The organism is Streptomyces coelicoflavus, assembly GCF_003112555.1.
Classification (GTDB): domain Bacteria; phylum Actinomycetota; class Actinomycetes; order Streptomycetales; family Streptomycetaceae; genus Streptomyces; species Streptomyces coelicoflavus.
Genome location: NZ_BEWB01000007.1, coordinates 390,953 through 411,642, shown reverse-complemented (window position 1 = coordinate 411,642; position 20,690 = coordinate 390,953). Strand labels below are relative to the sequence as shown.

Here is a 20,690-nt window from a genome sequence, read left to right as displayed (position 1 = left end):
CCGCCGCGTTCACCGGGGAAAGGCGCGCACCGGTCCCACCTCGACGCCGAGGAGCCGCCACGCCGCACGGGACCGGTGCTCCCGCTGCTCGCGGGTGTGCCCGGTGACGGCACCGGAGACCATGGCCACGGCGATCATGAGGTCGTCGTCCGCCGCGGCCAGCCGGTGCCCGTCCGGCAGATGCGCCCGCAGGGCACGCTCGACCCGCTCGGACAGGGCGTGGGCGTAGGAGGGCGGTCCGCCGGGACGACGGCCCGCGCCGTCGGCGTGCAGGATGCCGATGAACGCCGCCGACTCCGTCAGGTGCCAGGTCAGGACCCCGAGTACTCGGGACAGGTTCGCCTCCTCGGCCGCCGCCGCCTGCTCGACCTCCAGGACGTTCTCCTCCAGCACCGCGCTCGCCACGGCCTCCCGGTCGGGAAAGTGCCGGTACAGGACTCCCTGGCCGACCCCGGCGCGACGCGCGATCGCGGACAGCGGGGCGTCCAGGCCGTGCTCCGAGTAGATCTCCCGCGCGGCGGCGACCAGGGCGGCCCGGTTGCGGGCGGCGGCCCTCCGCCCCTCGTTCGCGGGCCGCTGCTCCCCGGGAAGACGGTGCTGCGTCATCCCGAGAGGGTACCCGGAGGGTCGGGCGGCCGACGTGGCGCGCGGGCGAGCCGGTCCTCGGGCGACTTTTGTACAAGACCCGCCGCCCTGCCCCGGTGCACCCTCCCGGTATGAGTCAGTACGACACCGATCTCTCGCACGGCATGCACGTGGTCCACGACGGCCCGCCACAGGCGCCGCCCATCCTGCTCATCCACGGCTCCGGCGCCTCGGGAGCATCCTGGGGGCCGGTGGTCCCGGCACTGGCCGAGCACCGGCACGTCCTGCGCGTCGACCTGCCGGGCTGCGGCAGGTCCCCGGCCACCGAGTCGTACGACGTGCCGCGGCAGGCGGCGCGGCTGGCGGCGCTCCTGGACGATCTCGGGCTCCGTTCCGTGACCGTGGTCGGCCACTCCAGCGGCGGGTACGTCGCCACGGCGCTCGCGGAGCGGCGTCCCGACCTCGTGGGTACGATCGCGCTGGTCAGCACGGGCCCCGCGCTGGACGCGCTGCTGCCGCAGCCGATGATCCTCCGGCTCCTGCTGGCCCCGCCGTTCGGCCCGCTCCTGTGGCCGCGGCGTACGGACGCGATGCTCCGCAAGGGGATCGACGCGACGGCCGCCCGCCCCGTGGACGTCCCGGCCGACATGATCGAGGACGTGCGGGGCATCTCGTACCGCTCCTTCCGGACGGTGCTGCGCGGGAACACGGCCTACCTCGCCGAGCGCGGCGTGCCGGAGCGTCTCGCCGCGCTCGCCGTCCCGGTGCTGGTGGTCTTCGGTGCCTCGGACCCGCGCTGGGAGCCGTCGTCCGCGCACCGGTACGAAGCGGTGCCGCACGCACGGCTCGAGATACTGCCGGGGGTCGGTCACCTGCCCCCGCTGGAGGCGCCGGAAGCGACCGCCGGTCTGCTCCTGGGCCTTGACGCAAAGGGCGTTGACGTCCCGGCCGCCGGCCCCGAGACCTAGACTGGTGACGTGTCGTCCACCGGGGCACCGAACGGGACGCCGCCCGACTGGTCGCGCGTGCGTGTCGCCGTCCCGCGCCCCTCGGCCGGGCTGCCCGGCGTCAGCATGGCCGGGTTCAGCTGGCGGGCACCCGCGTTCGTGGACATGGCCATGGTCGCGCATCCCTCCGTCACCCTGCTCATCGATCTGAGCGAGGGCGACGGCCTCCTGTACGACGCCCGGGACCGGCACGGGTACGGCAGCTTCGTCGTCGGGCTCGCGCCGGAATGCCTCAGGGCGGCGGGCCGGGTGGGCGAGTGCCTGCAGATCCGCCTGCAACCGGTCGTGGCGGCCGCGGTGTTCGGCCCGTCGGCCGGGCTCGGCGGCAGGGTGGAGTCCTTCGAGGACGTCTGGGGCCGCGGTGCGGGGCGGGTCCGGGACGAGCTGCACGCCGCCGGGTCGTGGGACGAGCGGTTCGCGGTCGCGGCGCGCCTCCTCCGCCACCGCGCGACGGACCGGCCACCGGTCGATCCGGAGGTGGCGCACACCTGGCGGGCGACGTGCGGCAGCCGGGGGCGCTTGCGGGTCGACGGTCTGGCCGACGAGGTCGGCTGGAGCCGCAAGCGGCTGTCGGCCCGGTTCCGCGCCCAGCTCGGCATCACGCCCAAGCGGGCCGCCCGGCTGGTGCGGTTCGACCACGCCGCCCACCTGCTCGCGGCCGGCCTCGCGCCGGCCACCGTCGCCTCCGAGAGCGGCTACGCCGACCAGTCGCACCTCCACCGGGAGGTGAAGGCGTTCACCGGGCTCACTCCCACGGCGGTGGCCGGCGCACCGTGGCTCGCCGTCGACCACGTCGCATGGCCGGGCTCGTCACCCGCGCAGGTCACGTCCGGGAGAGCGGGGCGGCCCGCACCGCATCGAATGGCACCGCCCACGGGTGCGTGAAGTCGTGGGTGGGCCGCCCGCACGGACACGCACTGAGCAGCCGCCTTCCGAAGAGGGCGTCACATGCCCTCGAAGCGGTGCCGCAAGAACAAGGCACGCCGCACGCACGCCGCCACACACGACCGGCGGCCCCGGTCCTGGGGGCGCCCGACCGGTGCCGCTGTCCGCGGTACCGGGTCCGGTCTCCGGGGCGGGCGCGTAACGTCCGGCGCATGGAACCACTGGAGCATCCCGACTCCCCGCCCCGCGCCTCCCGGCGCCGGGCCCGTGACCTCGGTGTCGTCATCGGGTCCTGCGGCACCGGGCCCCTGAACGCGATCACCGACGTGCCGGGCGTCCGCGTCGGGCACACCACCGTGCGCCGGCCGCCGGACGTGCACACCGGGGTCACCGCCGTCGTACCCGACCTCGTCGGGCCCCGCACGCCGCTCCCCGCCGGGGTGTTCACCGGCAACGGCTACGGCAAGCTCGTCGGCACCACCCAACTCGCCGAGCTCGGCACGCTGGAGACCCCCGTACTGCTCACCTCCACCCTGTCGGCGTTCCGGGCGGCCGACGCCCTGGTCGGCTGGGTGCTGCGGCAGCCCGGGTGCGAGGAGGTGCGGAGTCTCAACCCGGTGGTGGGCGAGTGCAACGACGGCCACCTGTCCGACATCCGGGCCCGGCCCGTCCACGAGGAGCACGTGTGGGCGGCCCTCGACACGGCCTCGGACGGTCCGGTGGCCGAAGGGTGCGTCGGCGCGGGGACCGGCACCGTCGCGCTGGGCTTCAAGGCCGGTATCGGCACCGCCTCCCGCACCCCGGACGTGGGCGGCCGGCGCTTCACGGTGGGCGTGCTGGTCCAGGCGAACTTCGGCGGCACGCTGCGGGTGCTCGGCCGGACCCTCGTCCCGCGGTCCCCGGGCACGGGGCCGGGCGGCCCGGGGCCGGACGCGGAGGTCGGTTCCTGCATGATCGTGGTGGCCACCGACGCGCCGGTCGACGCCCGGCAGCTCACCCGGGTCGCACGGCGTGCCGTGTTCGCGCTGGCCCGCACCGGCGCGGCCTACGGCCACGGCAGTGGTGACTACGCCGTCGCCTTCGGCACCCGGCCGGACGCCGCTCGCCCGGTGGCCGACGCCGACCTCGGCCCGTTGTTCGAGGCCGTGCTGGACGGGGTCGAGGAAGCGGTGCTCAACTCCCTGCTCGCGGCGAGCACCACGACCGGCTTCGGTGGCCGTACCGTACCCGCGCTCCCGGCGGACGCCCTGGCCGGGGTCCGGGCCGTTGCCGGACCCGCGGGCGCTTGATAGGCAGGTGTTGTCCCGGAGGGTTTCGGCCCGCCCGAGCACCGCGCGACCCGACGGCCCGGAACCCCACACACCGGAGAAGAGTGCCATGAAGATCAACCTCACCAGCGTCTTCGTCGACGACCAGGCCCATGCCCTGCGCTTCTACACCGAGACGCTGGGCTTCGTGACGAAGCACGACGTGCCCGTGGGAGCGGGAGGGGACCGGTGGCTGACCGTGGTCTCGCCGGACGCGCCCGACGGGACCGAGCTGCTGCTCGAGCCCTCCGGTCACCCCGCGGTGGGGCCGTACCGGGCGGCGCTGGCCCAGGACGGCATCCCGGCCGCCTCCTTCGCCGTCGACGACGTGCGGGCGGAGTACGAGCGGCTGCGCGGACTCGGGGTGCGCTTCACCCAGGAGCCTGCGGAGATGGGACCGGTCACCACGGCGGTCCTGGACGACACCTGCGGCAACCTGATCCAGATCATGCAGGGCCAGTAGCCGCGGGGGCCTCCGGCGGCGCGCCCCGCTCTAGGGAGCCGTCGCGCTCTCGATGCGGTCGGCCAGGGTCGCGGCGAACTCCTCCGCGCGCGCCAGCTGGGTCCGCAGGTCGGCGACCCGCTGCCGGGCCGCCCGCTCGAAGACGCGTACGCGCTCGAGAAGCCGCTCGCGCTCGTCGGCCGGCAGCCGGCCGTCGCCGTGGTCCAGGCGGTCGGTGGCCTCCAGGAGATCGCGCATCTCGTCGAGGGTGAAGCCGAGCGGCTTCATGCGGCGCACGACCATGAGGCGGGCGACGTCGGCCTCCGTGTACAGGCGGAAGCCGCCCTGGGAGCGGGCGGACGGGACGACCAGGCCGGTCTCCTCGTAGTGCCGGATCGTGCGCAGCGACAACTCGGTCCTGGCCGCCACCTCGCCGATCTGCATGTGCCCGCCGCTCACGCCGCGCCTTCCTCGTCGTCCGTCCCGCCGCCATCGCGACGGCTTGGATCTCTACCGTAACGTTAGGGTAGAGTTGCCCGGGTGCCGGGCCGCTGTGCCGTTCGGCACTCTATGGTGCGGGAGACCCGACACGGTGCGGGAGACCCGGTCCACCATGCCATTGCCGGGGCCGAGGAAGCCCCCGGCGAAGACCGACGCCGGCAGGAGAGCGAGCGCATGTCCATGATGCCCCGCGCCGCCGTCTGTCCGCCGTGACGCCTCGCCCCTGAGCGGCGGCCGTCCCCGTCGGGACACCGTCTCCTCCCGTCTTCGGTCCGCCACCGCGCGGTCCCCGCGCAGGACCGGCCCGGCCCTCGCGCTCCTCCGCACGTCCCCCTCTGCCGGGCGTGCCCGACCACGACAGGTACGTCTCTCTTGTCTGCTCCCGTGCTCTCCCCCGCCGCACGCCTGCGCGCCCTCAAGCCCGACTGGATCTCCGATCCGAAGGTGTGGCGCACCGAGGTCCTCGGCGGGCTCGTCGTCGCCCTGGCGCTGATCCCGGAGGCGATCTCGTTCTCGATCATCGCCGGGGTCGACCCGGAGGTCGGTCTGTTCGCGGCGTTCACCATGGCCGTCACCATCTCGATCGTGGGCGGCCGCCGCGCGATGATCTCCGCGGCGACCGGTGCCGTCGCCCTGGTGATCGCGCCGTTGAACCGTGAGCACGGCCTCGGTTACCTGGTCGCGGCGGTCATCCTCGCCGGTGTCTTCCAGGTGGTCCTCGGCGCGCTCGGGGTGGCCAGGCTGATGCGGTTCGTGCCGCGCTCGGTGATGGTCGGTTTCGTCAACGCGCTGGCCATCCTCATCTTCATGGCCCAGGTGCCGGAGCTGACCGACGTGCCCTGGCCGGTCTATCCGCTGGTCGGCGGCGGGCTCGTGCTGATGGTGCTCTTCCCCCGGGTCACCCGGGTGGTCCCGGCGCCGCTGGTCTCCATCGTCGTCCTGACCGTGATCACCGTGGCGGCCGGCATCGCCGTGCCGACCGTCGGTGACAAGGGGGAGCTGCCCCACGCGCTGCCGGTGCCGGGGCTGCCCGACGTGCCGTTCACCCTGGACACGCTGACGACCGTGGCCCCGTACGCACTCGCCATGGCACTGGTCGGGCTCATGGAGTCGCTGATGACCGCGAAGCTCGTGGACGACATCACGGACACCCGTTCCAACAAGACCCGTGAGTCGATCGGTCAGGGCATCGCCAACATCGTCACCGGCTTCTTCGGCGGCATGGGCGGGTGCGCCATGATCGGCCAGACGATGATCAACGTGAAGGTGTCCGGGGCACGTACCCGCATGTCCACGTTCCTGGCGGGCTCGTTCCTGATGGTGCTGTGCATCGTCTTCGGCCCGGTCGTGTCCGACATCCCGATGGCGGCCCTGGTCGCGGTGATGGTGATGGTGTCGTTCACGACCTTCGACTGGCACTCCGTCACGCCGAGGACGCTCAAGCGGATGCCGGCCGGCGAGATCCTCGTCATGGTGGCCACCGTCGCCGTCGTCGTCGCCACCTCCAACCTCGCCATCGGCGTCGTGGTCGGCTCCGTCACCGCGATGGTGATCTTCGCCAGGCGGGTGGCCCACCTGGCCGACGTCACCTCGGTGACCGACCCCGACGGCGGCCAGGTCGTGTACTCCGTCACCGGCGAGCTGTTCTTCGCCTCCAGCAACGACCTGGTCTCGCGCTTCGACTACGCCGGTGACCCCGACCAGGTCGTCATCGACCTGTCCGCCACCCACATCTGGGACGCCTCGTCCGTCGCCGCGCTGGACGCGATCGAGACCAAGTACGCACAGCGCGGCAAGCGGGTCGAGATCGTCGGGCTCAACGAGCACAGCACCGTGATGCGCGAAAGGATCGGCGGCGCCCTCACCGGCGGTCACTGACCCTCCCGGCCGCCGTCACGCGCGGGCCGGCCCGCTCACGCGCCCGGCGGGCGGAACTGGGGTCCGTAGGTGCTGCCGTGAGCGCCGGGGACGGCGGTCTCCATCAGCTCGAGCGCGGGGGACTCCAGGGCGCCCATGGTGCGGACGGCCGAGCGCAGGGTGCGCGCGTCGCCGTCGGCCCAGGCCGCCTCGAGGGTGCTCAGTACCTTGGCGTAGGCGGTGTCGAAGCGGTCGAGGAGGTCCTGGACCCGCTGGGGCGGGTCGGGCCATCCGCCGGCCGGAACGCGGGCCATGGGGCGGGCGTCGGGGAAGGGCACGGGGGCGCCGGTGAACCGCCAGCCGTCCTGCTCCCGGCGCAGTTGCCGTCCGTGGTAGATCTCGCCGAAGGCGTAGTAGTGGGCCGGGTGGTCGTCCCCGAACGCGTCCTCGGGGGAGCCGGCGGTGCCCTCGCCCTGTTCCTTGATGATCTCGATCGCCCGCTCGACGCCGTCGAGGTCGGTCACGGGTTCCAGGACGTCGGAGCCGATGTGCTCGGACAGCTGCCCGTGGGCCGACAGTTCGGGCGCCGTGGTCCGGAAGGCGCGCACGAGGTCGTCGTAGAAATGGCCGATGCTGGGCGAGCTGCTGACGCCGCGGTCCAGGGGCTCTTCCGGCGCCTCGATCGCCATCATCACGTCGTGCACGAAGGGCCTGTTGAGGCCCGACAGGTAGACGTTCACGCCGTCGCGCACTCCGCCCGGGAGGGGACCGGGGTAGGCGACGGCCGCGTCCGTGATCCGGGGCCGGCCGCCCACCGCCACCAGCAGGTTGCAGACGACGCCCATGTGGTACATCTCGTCGCCGATGATGCGCCGGACGAGGCGCGCGACGTGGCTGGTGCGGTCCCCCACCGACCACCAGCCGCACAGGTAGGGCGGGATCGTGGCGAGTTCGAGTGCCACGGCGACCTGAAGGGCCTCCCGCAGCCAGCCGACACCGCGTCCGCCGTGGGGGACGGCGAGCAGCCGCGCCACCGACCGGCAGCCGGACACGGCACCTTCCGGCCGCCCGGCCGCCCGTGCGGGTGCGGCGGCCTGGACGGGAGCGGCCGCGGCCGTCAGGACGGCCGACGCCATGAAGGTCCTTCGCCCGAACGGGGCGCCCGTCCCCGACGGCTCCTCGCGCACACCAGTCACCCGTACTCCCTCCGCAAGCGATGCCCGTCTCCGACCGAGACGTCCGCGTTTCTCCGACGGCTGGCGAAACTAGCAGCGACAAGGCCGTTTCCCGGGCGGGCGGCACGGAACGGGGCATGCTCTACCCGGTCGGCCCTACCGGCGGCCGGTGCCGGAACCGAGTGGCTCACGCAGCAGCGACAGCAACTGCCCATGGGTCTCGGCGTCGGCCGCCGCCACCAGCCCCCGTCCCGCCGGACCGACCGGGGCGCCGTCGACTCCGGTGACGACGCAGCCGGCCGCCCGGCACAGCGCGATGCCGGCGGCGAAGTGCACGCTCTCGGTGAGGGCGGTGCCGTCGGTGACGTAGGCGGCGCGTTTCCCGGCGGCCACCCAGGCCAGTGCCAGCGTCGTCGACACGACCCGGGGCCGGAACACCCGCCCGAACCCGGGGTGCGCGAGCAGGTCCACCGCTCGGAACGCGGGTGCGCCCGGGAAGGGCGGATCGAGGTTCACCTCGACCAGCCGGGAGGACGCGGTGGGCGCCAGTGGTGTGTCCCGCCCGTCGCGCCGGACCCGGGCGGTCTCGCCGTCGGTGTGGAAGACCTCGCCTCCGAACGGGTCCGCCACCGCCGCGGGGCCGTCGCGCAGCGCCACGTTGACGGCCACCAGCGCGGTGCCGACGGCGTAGTTGAGCGTGCCGCACAGGGGGTCGACCAGCCACTCGCGCGCCGCGTCGGCCGCGCCCCGCCGCCCGCCCTCCTCACCGCGCATCGCGTCCGAGGGCCGGGCGGAGCGCAGGACGTCGAGGATCGCCTCCTCCGCCGCCACGTCGGCGTCGGTGGCGAAGTCCCCGTCGCCCTTGTCGATCCGGGTCAGCCGCTGCCCGTACCGGGTCCGGACGGCCGTCGCGCCGGCCAGGGCTGCGGCGACGGCCACCTCGGTGTCGTCGTGACGCGCCAGTGAGCTGCTCATGACGGGCAGGGTAACGGCCGGAGCGGGCGCGGCCCCCGGCCAACCGCGCCTCTCCGGGCCGTGGTTCGCCGTACACACCCTTGACACGGTCATGTCGGCCGCTTGTATGGTCTAGTCCAACAGAACTCGCCGCTCCGTTTGCGGAGTTGAGCCTTGCCGGGGTCCCACTCCCCCGCGAGGACGGCGAGTACGCGCACCTTCGCGCCTCCTGGCCCCACCCACGAGAGGCCGTACCCCGGTGCGCGCGGTCACCCCCACACATGACCGCGCGTGGCCCGGGACGGCCGGATGTGAAGGAGTTCCCCATGCACGCACGCCGGAAGACCGCTGCCCTGATCGGCGCGGTTCTCGCCCCCGTCGTCGCCGTGAGTCTGCCCGCCTCCTCGGCGAGCGCCCACGGCTACATCTCCGACCCGCCCAGCCGCCAGGCCCAGTGCGCGGCGGGCACGGTGTCCTGCGGCGACATCAAGTACGAGCCGCAGAGCGTCGAGGGCCCCAAGGGCCTGACCAGTTGCAGCGGCGGCAACAGCCGGTTCGCGGAGCTGGACGACGACAGCAAGGGGTGGCAGGTCACCCCGGTGTCGAAGACCACGACGTTCTCGTGGCAGCTCACCGCACAGCACGCCACCAGCACCTGGGAGTACTACGTCGGCGGTCAGCGGATCGCGCTGTTCGACGACGGTGGCGCGAAGCCGGGCGCCGTGGTGAACCACCAGGTCGACTTCGGCGGACTCAGCGGGCAGCAGAAGGTGCTCGCCGTGTGGAACGTCGCCGACACCGACAACGCGTTCTACGCCTGCATCGACGTCAACGTCGGCGGCTGACGGGGCCGGACGGGGGCCCCGGGAGCGACCGCGTCCCTCCCGGGGCCGCCGCCGCTCCCCCCACCCCGTCCTCCCCCGCCGTCCCTCCCATCGAGCCATCGAGCAGGAGTCGATACCGTGCAGCACCGCAAGCTCGCACTGCTGGCCGCCACCGGCGCGGCGGCCGCCCTGTGCACCCTGACCATGGCCCCGTCGGCCGTCGCCGAGAAGGCGGAGGAGGCCGGGAAGCCCGCCGCCCGGACCGCTGCCGCCGAATTCGTGGTCAGCGAGAGCCAGTTCGACCAGATGTTCCCGAACCGGAACTCCTTCTACAGCTACAGCGGCCTCACCGCCGCGCTCAGCGCCTACCCGGGCTTCGCCAACACGGGCAGCGACACGGTCAAGAAGCAGGAGGCCGCCGCCTTCCTCGCCAACGTCGGCCACGAGACCGGCGGCCTCGTGCACATCGTCGAGCAGAACACCGCCAACTACCCCCACTACTGCGACGCCTCCCAGCCCTACGGCTGCCCGGCCGGCAACGACGAGTACTACGGGCGCGGGCCCGTCCAGCTGAGCTGGAACTTCAACTACAAGGCCGCCGGGGACGCCCTCGGCATCGATCTGCTCAACAATCCGGACCTGGTCCAGAACGACTCGGCCGTGGCCTGGAAGACGGGCCTGTGGTACTGGAACACCCAGTCCGGGCCCGGCACCATGACCCCGCACGACGCCATGGTCGACGGTGCCGGGTTCGGGGAGACCATCCGCGCCATCAACGGCAGCCTGGAGTGCGACGGGGGCAATCCCGGGCAGGTCCAGAGCCGCATCGACAACTACGAGCGCTTCACCCAGCTCCTCGGCGTGGAGCCGGGCGGCAACCTCAGCTGCTAGCGAGCCGTGCGAGCTCCTCGGCGTCGGGTTCCTCCAGCAGGAACCCGGCGCCTCCCTCCAGCATCCCGGCGATCTCGGCCGAGCGCGGGAGCATCGTCTTCTCGTAGGCGCGCACGGCGTCGTCGACGGTGGCCGAGTTGGCGAGGGCGAGGGCGAGTTCGGCGGCGTCGAGCATGGCGAGGTTGACGCCGACCCCGAGCGGGGGCATCAGGTGCGCGGCGTCCCCCAGCAGGGTCACGCCGGGCGTGGGCCGCCAGGTGTGCGGCACCGGCAGGGCGAAGAGCGGGCGGTCGACGTAGGCGCCGTCGTTGTCGGTGATCAACCGGAGTATCCGCGGTGACCAGCCCGCGTACTCGGCGAGGAGCCGCGCGCGGATGCCCTCGGTGTCCTCCGGACGGAGGCCGGCCGCCGCCATCCAGTCCAGGGGGACCCGGCGCATGAGGTAGACGCGCATGTGGCCGCCGCTGCCGCGCTGCGCGAAGAGCCCCCGTTCCCCGTCGGCCACGTGGGCGCTGCCCCGGCCGACCAGTGCGGCCGCCTCCGGGTGCGCGGAGTCCACCTCGTCGAACCAGGCCTCGAGGAAGCCGACCCCGGTGTAGCGCGGCACGGCGCCGGACACCGCCGCGCGGACGCGGGAGAAGGCACCGTCCGCTCCGACGACCAGGTCCGTCTCCACGGTGCTCCCGTCGGTGAAGGTCAGGACCCGCGGCCCGCCGGCCGGACCGCCCACCGACTCCAGCGCGTGCCCCCATCGCACTGTCCCGGCATCGAGCGACCGCAGGAGGAGGTCCCGCAGCTGACCGCGGTCGATCTCCGGGCGGGCCGTCTCGCCCTCGGTCGGCAGCCGGTGGCCGAGGAGGCGCCCCGCGGTGTCGATGCGGCGCTCTTCCTGGCTCTCGCACCTGGCGAGCGCGAAGAACTCCTCGAGCAGGCCCGCCTCACGGAGTGCGAGCTGGCCGTCCTCCTCGTGCAGGTCGAGCGAGCCTCCCTGATCACGGGAGCCGGCGTCCGGGTCCCGGTCGTACACCGTCGCCGCGATGCCGTGCCGCCGCAGGACACGTGCGCAGGTGAGCCCTCCCGGGCCGGCGCCGATGATGCTGATCCGCGCGCTCGCGGGTGCCGGAGAGTTCATGGCGGGTTCCTTCCGTCGGTGGGTCCCCCGTGCGACCACCAAAGCAGAAACGAGTAAGAAACTGCAACTGTTCCAGTTAGTGACTCAGTCCGTTCCCTGCCCATGAACACTTTCTGTGTCGTTCCAGTCGTGCGGTAGAGTGATCCCATGCCCGACTCTCCGACCCCAGGCCGGCGCGAGCGCAAGAAGGCCGCGACCAGGCAGGCCATCGCCGACGCGGCCCTTGAGCTCTTCCTCGAGCACGGTTTCGACCGCGTCAGCGTCCGCGACGTCGCCGAGCGGGCCGATGTCTCGACGACGACCCTCTTCGCGCACTTCCCGAGCAAGGAGGCGCTGGTCTTCGACCGTGAGGAGGAGGTCGACGCCGCGCTGGCCGCCGCCGTCCGTGAACGGCCCGAGGGACAGGGCGTGGTGGAGGCGCTCCGTGCGCACGCCCTGAAGTCCTGGGTGCCGATCGTGACCGATCCGCGCCGGGAGAGCTTCACCGCACTGGTCAACGGCACTCCGGCGCTGCGGGAGTACGGGGAGCGCATGTGGATGCGGCACGCCGACGCGCTGGGCACGGTGATCGCGGAGGAACTCGGCCGGGAGCCGGACGACCCGGCCTGTGCGGCCCTGGCCCGGTTCGTCCTCGAGGTGCCCGCCCTGACCGCGGGGCGGCACGATCCGCGGGCGACGGTGGAGACGGTGTTCGATCTGCTCCTGAACGGGTGGCGGTAGGCCGCGCGAGCACGACGCCCGCGCGGCCGGCGGACCCCGCCCTACGACGTCCACGACCGGGCCGGCGGCTCCGGCGCCGGGAGCAGCGCACCCAGCAGCCGTCCCCCGGCCGGCGTGAGCGACCACCGCTCGTGACCGGCGTCCTCGGCGACGAGGGCACCCGGCGGCGCCTCCTCCCCGTGCCGGACGGGGGCGTTCAGGTCGAGCACCGCGAAGCAGCGCTTCCCGGTCTCGGTGGCCTCCGCGCCCCGCAGCAGGCAGAGTCCGTCGAGAACGGTGAGCCCGCGTCCCCCTTCGGCGTCGGGGCCCGCACGGCGCCGCCGGGGCAGGGACGGGTTCCCGTCGGACACCTCGACGACGACGAGGTGCTCGTCCAGGACGATGTCCACGGCCAGCCGGCCCCCCGCGTGCAGCAGCCCGTTGGTGAGCAGTTCCGAGGCCACCAGTTCGAGACGTACGCGCTGTTCCTCGGAGAGCGGGGCGCCCCACGACCGCACGGTGGCGGCGATCCTCCTGCGCGCGGCGCGGACGGTGGCGGGGGTGGCTTCCACGGTGAAGCGGGATCGAAGCATCGTCGTCTCCTGGCGGGGACGCGCACCGTCGTCGTCGGCGGCGTGCGTCAGTCGGCTGAGTGCTGCGGTGGCCGCTCGCGGGGTCCGGGGTCCTCCTGCCGGCCCCAGGCGATTCCGTAAATGCCGGCCTGGCATTTCGCGGGCAGTATGTGGACGCTGTGGGAAGCGTCCGGGCCGAGCGGGCGGATCTCCTCCCGCTCCGCTTCCGAGTTGTGGCGGTAGTACCCGTGCACGGCGGACGGAAGGTGCCGGGGATGGAAGAAGATGTGCAGGAGATACTGCCGGACCGGGACGGGCAGGGTGCGCTCGTGGTGGTTGGAGGGTTTCCACCGCGGGCCGATGTCGAGCGTGTAGTCGATGATCGCGGTTTCCCCGCGCCGGAGGGCGCGCCCGAATCCGATGTCGAATACCGCGGAACTGACTTCCTGCCGGAAATACAGCGCCTCCAGGCGACCGCAGTTGACGGTCACCTGCACGGAGGGCGTGCCGGGATCGTCCAGGTTGTGGTGGGCCGTCAGGTGCCGTACGTCGTCACGGGTGGCGCGCACGACGTGGCTGACCGTGTACCGCTCGATGCACCCGTGGTCGTCGAGGTGCACGGTCTCCGACACGGACAGGGTGAGGAGGTTCTCGTTGAACCGGTAGGCGTCCGCTCCCAGGGCCCGCTCGAGGGGCGCGCCGGGGCCGAGGACGCGGGAGAGGGCTTCCGGCACCCGGTTCGTCGGGGCGAGCGCCCTGCCGCGCGGGCGCCGGTGGGCCAGCAGGGTCTGAAGCGTTCCCGGCGCCAGGTGCAGGATGACCTCGATCTCCGCCACCGCCCGCAGGGACTGCCGGCGCTCGGGCTGACTGCGGCCCCGCTGCCAGTGGCTGAGCGTCACCGGACTCACCGAGATGCCGCGTTCGCCGAGGTGGTGGTGCAGACGCTGCAAGGACAGTCCGCGCCCCTTCAGCGCCCGGTGGAGGGCCTCCCCGAAGGTGGCCCCGTCCGCGCGCCACGCCTCCTCGGGCCGCGTCCTCTCGGGCGGGTCTGTCTCCGGCCGGTCGTCCCGCTGGTTCATCGACGGCTCCCGAACGGTTCTGTCAGGGGGGCCGGCAGGGCTCCCGCCGCAGGTGGGCGGGGCAGCCCTGCCGTCGTGGATCACCACAGGGTACGGGCGGTCCACCGGCCCGGCGCGGCGCCTGGGGAGAGCGTCGCGCCGGGCACGGCCTGCGGATCGGTCAGGCGGTGTTCAGGCTCAGTCCGTAGTACCGCAGCGTGTCGTCCAGCGGCTGGAAGTACGAGGTGCCCTGGCCGTAGACGCCGTTGCACCGGTTGTCGGTCTGGCCGCCGGAGGTCATGCCCTGGCCCTGGTTGCCGGAGATCCAGGGACCGCCGCTGTCCCCGCCCAGGTCGCAGGCGTTGCTCAGCCCGAGGTTGGTCACCAGGGTGGCCGGCTGCCCGGGGTCGGTGTACGTCACCGAGTAGTCGTAGGCCTTGATGGAGCCGCAGGTCCAGCCGGAGGTGGCGCCGGACTTGCAGACGTCGGACCCGACCGGGGCCCGCCGGCTGCCCTCGACGGCGATGTCGCCGCCGTTGTTCCACGTGCCGACCAGGGGCGCGACGGTCCAGCCCGCGTCGACGGAGGCGAGGCCCATGTCGACGCTGTTCCGCCCGTGGTGGAACCGGGTGGTGGTGCCCTTGGCGAAGTGCGAGCCGTCGTAGTACAGGTCGGGCAGGTTCTCGACACAGTGTCCGGCGGTGACCAGGACCTGCCGGCCCGACGCGTCCCGGGCGCCGTAGCCGACCGAGCAGTAGTGGTTGCCGTAGTCCATCCGGCTGCCGGGGTAGACGGTGCCGGCCATCGAGACGGCCTTGCCGTCGCTGTCCTGCACGGCGACCGCGGACCCGTAGGACGCGGCCTTGTCCAGGAACTCCCGGTCGGCCGCCGTCGCTGTGTCGCGTACCCGGACGACCACCTTGTTCGTCACCGGGTCGACGCCCCATCCCTGGACGCCCGTGGGCAGTTCCCGCTTCGCGGCCTCGTCCAGCGCCGCCTTGACGGCGTCCAGTTCGTCGGCGGTGTGCCGTGCTGTGCGTGCCTCGAGCCCGGCGGCCTCGACCACGCGGGCCGTGCTCGCGTCGGTGACGTTCACCGTCAGGCGGCCGTCCTCGTCGAAGAAGGCTCCGCGCGGGTCGGCACCGGAGGAACGCAGGGTGCCGAGCACCGACTGCTGACGGGCCTGCGAGTCGAGCCGCCGGGCGGCGGCCGCGTCGCTGATCCCGAGGGAGTCGCCGAGCGCCCGCACCATCCGGGCCTGGTAACTCCCGCCGGGAGCGGGAGAGTCCGCCCCGGTGGTGCCGTGCGCCGAGACCGCGCCCGAGGACACGACCAGCGCCGCCGCCGCGACACCCGAAGCCATGATCGCGCGTAGACGAAGCATCTTTTCTCCATTTCCGGACAGCCGCATGCGGCGGCTTGTGGGGGAAGTGCGGAATCGGGGCGGGGAAGAACTCCCTGTCCGCACGGAGAACCTTCCTAGTCGGACGCGCTCATGACAAGATCGGTGAGCGGCGCAAAAATTAACAGAACTGCGGACTTCTGTTTCCGCCGGCAATTCACCGACGCCCCGTCAGACGCATTCCACGGAAGCGGAAAAGGGCGGGAATGGGCGGCACGGACCGAACCACTCCCGACACCTCGACCGGACCACCCGCCACGGCGAGGGCCGCCGTCGGACACCTTGCCGCGCCCCACAGGACATGCCTAGGATCGTGAGACGCTTCATTGAATCGTTTCATTCACGGTTTCAGGCAGCCGACGCGAGTCACCCGCACGGTTCCTCCCCGCCGCGTCGGCACGACGAGCAAAGGCGGACACACATGACCGAGGGCTGGGACCGCAGAATCTTCCTTCGCGGCGCCGTGGCGACCGCGGGCGCCGCCGGTGTCACGGCGCTGACCGCCGGCGGACCGGCCTTCGCGGCCGGTGCCGCGTCGGGCGGTACGGCTCCGGCCGACGGCCGGCCGGAGCGGGGCACCGGGCTCCATGTCGTCCGGACCAGTGTCGAATACACCGGAAACCTGCTGGGCACGGACGTCGAACGCCCGCGCCTGTCCTGGGAGCTGGCCGCCCCGGGCCACGGCGCCCGGCAGAGCGCCTACCACGTCCGGGTGACCAGGGACTCCGTCGGCCGGGGCCGGCGCACCCACACGGTCTGGGACTCGGGCAGGGTCACCTCCGACCGCAGTGTCGGCGTCCCCTACGGCGGTCCCGCGCTGCTCCCCCGTACCCGCTACCACTGGCAGGTCCGGGTCTGGGACGCCGCCGGCCGGCGCTCCGGCTGGAGCGAGGCCCGCTGGTGGGAGACGTCACTGCCGTCCGACGGCTGGCGGGCGAGCTGGATCGGCGCCGAGGAGCCGCCCGCGCCGCCGTCCCTGGAGGGCGCGTCCTGGATCTGGTCCCCCGGCGCGACCTCCTCGGACGCTCCGGAGGGCGAACGCCGGTTCCGCGCCGTGCTCACCCTGCCGGCGGGTTCCGTCGTGAAGCGGGCCGTGGTGAGCGCCACGGCCGACGACGACTTCACCCTCTTCGTCGACGGGCAGCAGGTGCTCCACGCGCCGCGGCAGACCGACGGCTGGCGCACCGGGCGCACCGCCGACGTCACGGAGGCGGCCCGCTCGGCCGGTGACGGCGTCGTCGTCGCCGCCCTCGCCACCAACCGGACCGGTGCCGATGTGAACCCCGGCGGCCTCCTCGTCCGCCTCGTCGTCGAGACCGAGGACGGGCGCACCCACGAACTCCGCACCGGCGAGGGCTGGCGCACCGCCGAAACGGCGCAGGAGGGCTGGGAGCGGGCCGGGTTCGACGACGGCGCCTGGCAGCCGGCCGCCGTCCTGGCCCCCTACGGCCAGGGCCCCTGGGGCGACGGCGTGACGGTCGCCGCTCCCGAGGCGCCCGCCCCGCTGCTGCGCCGCTCCTTCGCCGTCCGGGGGCACGTCGCACGCGCCCGCCTGTACATCAGCGGACTCGCCTACTACGAGGCCGAGATCAACGGCCGCCGCGTCGGCGACCAGGTCCTCGACCCCGGGTTCACCGACTACGACGAGACGGTGCTGTACGCCGTCCACGACGTGACCGACCTGCTGCGGCGCGGCGAGAACGCCATCGGCGTCACCCTCGGGCGCGGCTTCTACGGCATGACGACCCCCAACGTCTGGAACTGGCACCGCGCTCCCTGGCACGGCGAACCCCGGCTGCTCGCGCAGTTGGAGATGGACCACCCGGACGGCACCCGCACCACCGTCGCCACGGACGGCGAATGGCGCATCACCGAGGGACCGACCCTGTCCAACTCCCTGTACGCCGGGGAGACCTACGACGCCCGACGGGCGCCCGACGGCTGGTCCCGGCCCGGGTTCGACGACTCGGGATGGAGGGCGGCCGGGGTGCGCGAGGCGCCCGGCGGCACGCTGCGCGCGCAGCCGCACGACCCGATCGAGGTCGTCGGCACCGTCCGCCCGAAGGCGATCGAGGAGCCGCGCCCCGGCGTGTACGTCGTGGACATGGGCCGCACCATGGCCGGCTGGACCCGGCTGACCGTGCGCGGGGCCGCCGGGGGCACGGTGGTCCGGCTCGTCCACGGCGAGAAGCGCGAGGACGACGGCAGTGTGCAGGCCGAGACGGGGCACGTGCCGGGCCGCTTCCAGACCGACGAGTACGTGTGCGCCGGCCGGGACGAGGAGGTGTGGGAGCCCGCCTTCTCGTACAAGGGCTTCCGGTACGTCGAGGTCCACGGGCTGCCCGCGCGGCCGGAGCCGGGGGACGTGCTGGGCCGGCTGGTGCACTCGCGCGTGGACGAGGTCGGCTCCTTCTCCTGCTCGGTGCCGTTCTACGAGTGGCTGGACCGGGCGATGCGGCGCACGGTGCTGAACAACCTGCACGGCATCCCCACCGACACGCCGATGTACGAGAAGAACGGCTGGACCGGGGACGCCCAGCTCGGCACGCCGGTCATGACCCACGCCTTCGGGATGCAGCGCTTCCTGTCCAAGTGGCTCGGCGACCTCGCCGACAGCCAGACCGGCGAGGGGCAGTTGCCGGTGATCGTGCCCAGCGGGGGCTGGGGGTACGGGGATCTCGGCCCGTCCCCGGAGTGGACGACCGTGTACCCCTTCGTCGTCCGCGAGTTGTACCGGGTGTACGGGGACGAGCGGGCGGCCCGGGAGCACTGGGAGACCCTGACCCGCTACCTGGACTGGGAACTCGCCCGGCTGCGGGACGGGCTGGCCGTCACCGCGCTCGGCGACTATCTGGCCCCCGGGTACGGCGGCAACCCGCCGGAGGACACCCGGCTGACCGCGACGGCCTATCTGTACCGGGCGCTGCTGCACACCGCGGAGCTGGGTGAGGCGCTGTCCGGACTGCCGGGCGACAACGATGTCCCGGAGCGTTACCGGGCCGCCGCCGAGGAGCTGCGGAGCGCGTTCAACGAGACGTTCCTCGGGCCGGACGGTCACTACCGCACGGCCAAGGACCCGGACTACCGGCAGACGTCCAACGCGATACCGCTGGCGTTCGGGCTGGTGCCGGCGGGCGCCCGGGGCACCGTCCTCGACAGCCTGGTGGCGGACATCGAGGAGCGCGGCAACCACCTGAACACGGGCGCGTTGGGCACCAGCGTGCTGCTGCGGGTGCTGTGCGCGCACGGCCGCCCGGACGTCGCCCACGCCGTCGCCACCCAGCGCACGTATCCGAGTTGGGGCTACTGGCACGAGCACGGCGCCGACACCATGTGGGAGATGTGGCCGCTGGACTCCCGCTCGCGCGACCACTATTTCCAGGGCACCGTCGTCCAGTGGCTGTACGAGAACGTGGCCGGACTGCGGCCGGGCGACGCGGGCTACCGCACGTTCAGTGTGCGCCCGGACGCGCGCACGGGCGTCGACTGGGCGCGGACCTCGGTGCGGACCGTGCGCGGGGAGGCGTCGGTGGCGTGGTCCGCGGTGGGAGGCAGGCTGCGGCTGACGGTGCGGGTGCCCGTGGGGTCGCGGGCCGAGGTCCACGTCCCGGTGGCCGAGGGGTCACGTGCCGAGGCGCCGGGCGGGGCCGAGTTCCTGCGGTCGGTGCCCGGCTTCGACGTCCACCGGGTCGCCCACGGCACCTGGGAGTTCACGGGGACCGCCTGAGGTGCGCCGCCCGCGTCGAGGGGCGTCGGCGCGGGCGGCGCGGGTCAGGAGTCGGCGGACTCGGCCAGGGAACGGGGGCGCAGGTCCGTCCAGTTGGTCTCGACGTACTCCAGGCAGGCGTCCCTGGTGTTCTCCTCGAGGGCGACGGTCCATCCGCCGGGCACCTGCGCGAAGGACGGCCAGAGCGAGTGCTGTCCCTCGTGGTTCACGAGGACGAGGAAACGGCCGTCGGCGTCGTCGAACGGGTTGGTGCTCATGCCCGAAGCCTCCCGGGGAATTAGGTTAGGCTCGCCTAATGCTGGCGAGCTTAGCCTTCGGGCTTCGCGCTCCACAAGGAGACCTTCACCAGAGGACCTTCACCGGGAGACCTTCATGCAGTTGACGGGGGAAGAGCCGTTCGCCGGGTTCGGACTGAGCGGGGCTCCCGGCACCGATGCCTTCTGGGTCGCCGCGCGCACGCCCGCTTCGGTGCCGGACGGCGACGGCTGGGCGACCCTGTTCCTGCGGCGCGGGTCCGAGGCGGCGACCGTCGTTTTCGAGAGCTGGTCGGATCCGGTGCCGCTGCGCCGGTGGGGTGCCACGGACTGCTGGTACGCCGAGGTGCGCATGCCGGCGCGACTGCGGGTGACGTATCGGTTCCTGATGGGCGACGCGGCGTACGCCGACCCGCTCAACCCGGCCGGCGCGGGCGGGGACCGGTCCGTCGCCGCGACGCCGGACGCGCCGCCCCAGCCGCACTGGCCCGCGGTCGATGCCGACGCCGTCCTGCCCCTCCCCCGGACCCGGCTGCGCTGGACGAGCGAGCGGCTCGGTGGGCGGCGTACCGTGCGGGTCCACGCGGCGGGCGGGGGCGGACCGGTCGTGCTGCTGCTCGACGGGGACGACTGGCTGTACCTGCACCCGGCCATGACCGCGTTCGACTCGGCCGTCGCCGGCGGCGAGATGCCGCCGGTCACACTCGTGTTCCTGCCCGCCGGGGACCGCGCGGCCGAGTTCGGATGCCGGCCCGGGCTGTGGGAGGCGGTACGGGACGAGGTGCTGCCGCTCGTGGCCCGAAGCGGTGTGCCCGCCGATCGGGACCGGCTCGTGGTCGCGGGGCAGAGCCTGGGCGGACTGAGCGCGCTGTACGCCGCCGTGGAGTTCCCCGGTCTGGTCTCGCGGGTGGCCTGCCAGTCGCCGTCGGTGTGGTGGACGCCGGGTGCGGTGGACCGGGCGGACCCGCTGGGCGGCCCGCTCGGCGGTGCCCTGGCGGCTCGTCTGCGCGGGCGTCCCGATCTGTCCGGCCTGCGGATCGCCTTCGACGTGGGTGAGCACGAGACGCGGATGCTCCCGCACTGCGCCCTGGTGGAGGATCTGACCGAGCGGGCCGGTGCGACCGTACGGGTCTCCCGGTCGGCGTCGGGCCACGACCGGGCGGGCTGGCGGCACGCGCTGGTGAGGGACGTGGCCTGGGCTCTGGCGCGGGACCGCATGGCCTGAACGCGAGGGCGGGCGACACGGCTGCCGCCCGCCCGCTGCGGCGGGGCGTCCTCAGCTCTGGGGGCGCTTGCCGTGGTTGGCGCCGTTCTTGCGGCGGGCCTTCTTCTTGCGACGTCGTTTCGAGGACATCGATACCTCCTTGCGGTTGCTTTCCACACGCTTTGCACCGGATTGTCATCTCCGGTGATCACAG

General features: G+C 73.3%; 20 protein-coding genes. 10 read left to right on the top strand and 10 right to left on the bottom strand.

Translation table 11 applies throughout. The annotated features are described in order from the left end of the window. Positions 1 to 9: 9 nt before the first annotated feature. Positions 10 to 606, bottom strand: a complete 597-nt coding sequence (locus Sco07f_RS19450; protein ID WP_054101043.1) for a TetR/AcrR family transcriptional regulator — start codon at positions 604 to 606, stop codon at positions 10 to 12. A gap of 110 nt (positions 607 to 716) precedes the next feature. On the opposite strand from Sco07f_RS19450, the gene Sco07f_RS19445 reads away from it, so the two are divergent. From Sco07f_RS19445 to Sco07f_RS19430, 4 genes are all read left to right on the top strand, one after another. Next, the gene (locus tag Sco07f_RS19445; RefSeq protein ID WP_174855389.1) at positions 717 to 1,553 is read left to right on the top strand and encodes an alpha/beta fold hydrolase; all 837 of its coding nucleotides are present in this window, start codon (positions 717 to 719) and stop codon (positions 1,551 to 1,553) included. 9 nt (positions 1,554 to 1,562) lie between these two features. Beyond that, positions 1,563 to 2,477: a helix-turn-helix domain-containing protein gene (locus Sco07f_RS19440; protein ID WP_108988583.1), complete on the top strand. Its 915-nt coding sequence runs from the start codon at positions 1,563 to 1,565 to the stop codon at positions 2,475 to 2,477. 212 nt (positions 2,478 to 2,689) lie between these two features. Next, positions 2,690 to 3,766 carry a P1 family peptidase gene (locus Sco07f_RS19435; RefSeq protein ID WP_108988582.1) on the top strand — a complete coding sequence of 359 codons (1,077 nt, stop codon included), beginning with the start codon at positions 2,690 to 2,692 and terminating at the stop codon, positions 3,764 to 3,766. Between the two features lie 88 nt (positions 3,767 to 3,854). After that, entirely contained in the window at positions 3,855 to 4,247 is a 393-nt protein-coding gene (locus tag Sco07f_RS19430; RefSeq protein WP_108988581.1) for a VOC family protein, read from the top strand. A 30-nt stretch (positions 4,248 to 4,277) separates the two neighbouring features. On the opposite strand, the gene Sco07f_RS19425 is transcribed toward Sco07f_RS19430, so the two are convergent. After that, a complete protein-coding gene (locus tag Sco07f_RS19425; RefSeq protein WP_007389645.1) occupies positions 4,278 to 4,670 on the bottom strand; it encodes a MerR family transcriptional regulator in 393 nt (130 codons plus the stop codon). A gap of 429 nt (positions 4,671 to 5,099) precedes the next feature. Here Sco07f_RS19425 and Sco07f_RS19420 point away from each other — a divergent pair, with 429 nt between their 5' ends. Continuing rightward, complete coding sequence (locus Sco07f_RS19420) at positions 5,100 to 6,605, top strand: SulP family inorganic anion transporter (RefSeq protein WP_108988580.1); 1,506 nt, start codon at positions 5,100 to 5,102, stop codon at positions 6,603 to 6,605. A gap of 35 nt (positions 6,606 to 6,640) precedes the next feature. Here the strand turns inward: Sco07f_RS19420 and Sco07f_RS19415 are convergent, their stop codons facing one another. After that, entirely contained in the window at positions 6,641 to 7,720 is a 1,080-nt protein-coding gene (locus Sco07f_RS19415; RefSeq protein WP_164139961.1) for a ferritin-like domain-containing protein, read from the bottom strand. A 195-nt stretch (positions 7,721 to 7,915) separates the two neighbouring features. Beyond that, positions 7,916 to 8,734, bottom strand: a complete 819-nt coding sequence (locus Sco07f_RS19410) for an inositol monophosphatase family protein (RefSeq protein ID WP_108988579.1) — start codon at positions 8,732 to 8,734, stop codon at positions 7,916 to 7,918. 305 nt (positions 8,735 to 9,039) lie between these two features. On the opposite strand from Sco07f_RS19410, the gene Sco07f_RS19405 reads away from it, so the two are divergent. Further along, positions 9,040 to 9,558, top strand: coding sequence for a lytic polysaccharide monooxygenase auxiliary activity family 9 protein (locus tag Sco07f_RS19405; RefSeq protein ID WP_007389633.1), 519 nt, complete (start codon positions 9,040 to 9,042; stop codon positions 9,556 to 9,558). A 117-nt stretch (positions 9,559 to 9,675) separates the two neighbouring features. After that, on the top strand, positions 9,676 to 10,428 hold the full coding sequence (locus Sco07f_RS19400) for a chitinase (RefSeq protein ID WP_108988578.1): 753 nt from the start codon (positions 9,676 to 9,678) through the stop codon (positions 10,426 to 10,428). Here the strand turns inward: Sco07f_RS19400 and Sco07f_RS19395 are convergent. After that, on the bottom strand, positions 10,418 to 11,560 hold the full coding sequence (locus Sco07f_RS19395; RefSeq protein WP_108988577.1) for an FAD-dependent oxidoreductase: 1,143 nt from the start codon (positions 11,558 to 11,560) through the stop codon (positions 10,418 to 10,420). The two genes, Sco07f_RS19400 and Sco07f_RS19395, sit on opposite strands and share 11 nt — an antisense overlap. Positions 11,561 to 11,707: 147 nt before the next feature. On the opposite strand from Sco07f_RS19395, the gene Sco07f_RS19390 reads away from it, so the two are divergent. Then, entirely contained in the window at positions 11,708 to 12,280 is a 573-nt protein-coding gene (locus Sco07f_RS19390; RefSeq protein ID WP_108988576.1) for a TetR/AcrR family transcriptional regulator, read from the top strand. A 41-nt stretch (positions 12,281 to 12,321) separates the two neighbouring features. On the opposite strand, the gene Sco07f_RS19385 is transcribed toward Sco07f_RS19390, so the two are convergent. From Sco07f_RS19385 to Sco07f_RS19375, 3 genes are all read right to left on the bottom strand, one after another. After that, positions 12,322 to 12,852, bottom strand: a complete 531-nt coding sequence (locus tag Sco07f_RS19385; RefSeq protein ID WP_108988575.1) for an ATP-binding protein — start codon at positions 12,850 to 12,852, stop codon at positions 12,322 to 12,324. A 47-nt stretch (positions 12,853 to 12,899) separates the two neighbouring features. Continuing rightward, entirely contained in the window at positions 12,900 to 13,910 is a 1,011-nt protein-coding gene (locus tag Sco07f_RS19380; protein WP_108988574.1) for a DISARM anti-phage system protein DrmE domain-containing protein, read from the bottom strand. 160 nt (positions 13,911 to 14,070) lie between these two features. Further along, the gene (locus Sco07f_RS19375; protein WP_054101053.1) at positions 14,071 to 15,273 is read right to left on the bottom strand and encodes a S1 family peptidase; all 1,203 of its coding nucleotides are present in this window, start codon (positions 15,271 to 15,273) and stop codon (positions 14,071 to 14,073) included. 439 nt (positions 15,274 to 15,712) lie between these two features. Between Sco07f_RS19375 and Sco07f_RS19370 the strand changes: the two genes are divergently transcribed. Further along, on the top strand, positions 15,713 to 19,018 hold the full coding sequence (locus tag Sco07f_RS19370) for a family 78 glycoside hydrolase catalytic domain (protein ID WP_167468143.1): 3,306 nt from the start codon (positions 15,713 to 15,715) through the stop codon (positions 19,016 to 19,018). 44 nt (positions 19,019 to 19,062) lie between these two features. Here Sco07f_RS19370 and Sco07f_RS19365 read toward each other — a convergent pair whose 3' ends face one another. Beyond that, positions 19,063 to 19,275: an MbtH family protein gene (locus Sco07f_RS19365; RefSeq protein ID WP_007389609.1), complete on the bottom strand. Its 213-nt coding sequence runs from the start codon at positions 19,273 to 19,275 to the stop codon at positions 19,063 to 19,065. Positions 19,276 to 19,390: 115 nt separating this feature from the next. Here Sco07f_RS19365 and Sco07f_RS19360 point away from each other — a divergent pair, with 115 nt between their 5' ends. Beyond that, on the top strand, positions 19,391 to 20,497 hold the full coding sequence (locus Sco07f_RS19360) for an alpha/beta hydrolase-fold protein (RefSeq protein ID WP_108988572.1): 1,107 nt from the start codon (positions 19,391 to 19,393) through the stop codon (positions 20,495 to 20,497). A 51-nt stretch (positions 20,498 to 20,548) separates the two neighbouring features. On the opposite strand, the gene Sco07f_RS41350 is transcribed toward Sco07f_RS19360, so the two are convergent. Continuing rightward, positions 20,549 to 20,626, bottom strand: a complete 78-nt coding sequence (locus Sco07f_RS41350) for a 50S ribosomal protein bL37 (RefSeq protein WP_370454205.1) — start codon at positions 20,624 to 20,626, stop codon at positions 20,549 to 20,551. Positions 20,627 to 20,690: the final 64 nt, after the last annotated feature.

What these genes read in the sequence shown, in the direction of transcription:
- Sco07f_RS19375 (WP_054101053.1), bottom strand. Translation starts at nt 15,273, where the DNA reads ATGCTTCGTCTACGCGCGATCATGGCTTCGGGTGTCGCGGCGGCGGCG.
- Sco07f_RS19410 (WP_108988579.1), bottom strand. Translation starts at nt 8,734, where the DNA reads ATGAGCAGCTCACTGGCGCGTCACGACGACACCGAGGTGGCCGTCGCC.
- Sco07f_RS19450 (WP_054101043.1), bottom strand. Translation starts at nt 606, where the DNA reads ATGACGCAGCACCGTCTTCCCGGGGAGCAGCGGCCCGCGAACGAGGGG.
- Sco07f_RS19385 (WP_108988575.1), bottom strand. Translation starts at nt 12,852, where the DNA reads ATGCTTCGATCCCGCTTCACCGTGGAAGCCACCCCCGCCACCGTCCGC.
- Sco07f_RS19435 (WP_108988582.1), top strand. Translation starts at nt 2,690, where the DNA reads ATGGAACCACTGGAGCATCCCGACTCCCCGCCCCGCGCCTCCCGGCGC.
- Sco07f_RS19405 (WP_007389633.1), top strand. Translation starts at nt 9,040, where the DNA reads ATGCACGCACGCCGGAAGACCGCTGCCCTGATCGGCGCGGTTCTCGCC.
- Sco07f_RS19360 (WP_108988572.1), top strand. Translation starts at nt 19,391, where the DNA reads ATGCAGTTGACGGGGGAAGAGCCGTTCGCCGGGTTCGGACTGAGCGGG.
- Sco07f_RS19430 (WP_108988581.1), top strand. Translation starts at nt 3,855, where the DNA reads ATGAAGATCAACCTCACCAGCGTCTTCGTCGACGACCAGGCCCATGCC.
- Sco07f_RS19395 (WP_108988577.1), bottom strand. Translation starts at nt 11,560, where the DNA reads ATGAACTCTCCGGCACCCGCGAGCGCGCGGATCAGCATCATCGGCGCC.
- Sco07f_RS19380 (WP_108988574.1), bottom strand. Translation starts at nt 13,910, where the DNA reads ATGAACCAGCGGGACGACCGGCCGGAGACAGACCCGCCCGAGAGGACG.
- Sco07f_RS19415 (WP_164139961.1), bottom strand. Translation starts at nt 7,720, where the DNA reads ATGGCGTCGGCCGTCCTGACGGCCGCGGCCGCTCCCGTCCAGGCCGCC.
- Sco07f_RS41350 (WP_370454205.1), bottom strand. Translation starts at nt 20,626, where the DNA reads ATGTCCTCGAAACGACGTCGCAAGAAGAAGGCCCGCCGCAAGAACGGC.
- Sco07f_RS19425 (WP_007389645.1), bottom strand. Translation starts at nt 4,670, where the DNA reads ATGCAGATCGGCGAGGTGGCGGCCAGGACCGAGTTGTCGCTGCGCACG.
- Sco07f_RS19445 (WP_174855389.1), top strand. Translation starts at nt 717, where the DNA reads ATGAGTCAGTACGACACCGATCTCTCGCACGGCATGCACGTGGTCCAC.
- Sco07f_RS19365 (WP_007389609.1), bottom strand. Translation starts at nt 19,275, where the DNA reads ATGAGCACCAACCCGTTCGACGACGCCGACGGCCGTTTCCTCGTCCTC.
- Sco07f_RS19370 (WP_167468143.1), top strand. Translation starts at nt 15,713, where the DNA reads ATGACCGAGGGCTGGGACCGCAGAATCTTCCTTCGCGGCGCCGTGGCG.
- Sco07f_RS19390 (WP_108988576.1), top strand. Translation starts at nt 11,708, where the DNA reads ATGCCCGACTCTCCGACCCCAGGCCGGCGCGAGCGCAAGAAGGCCGCG.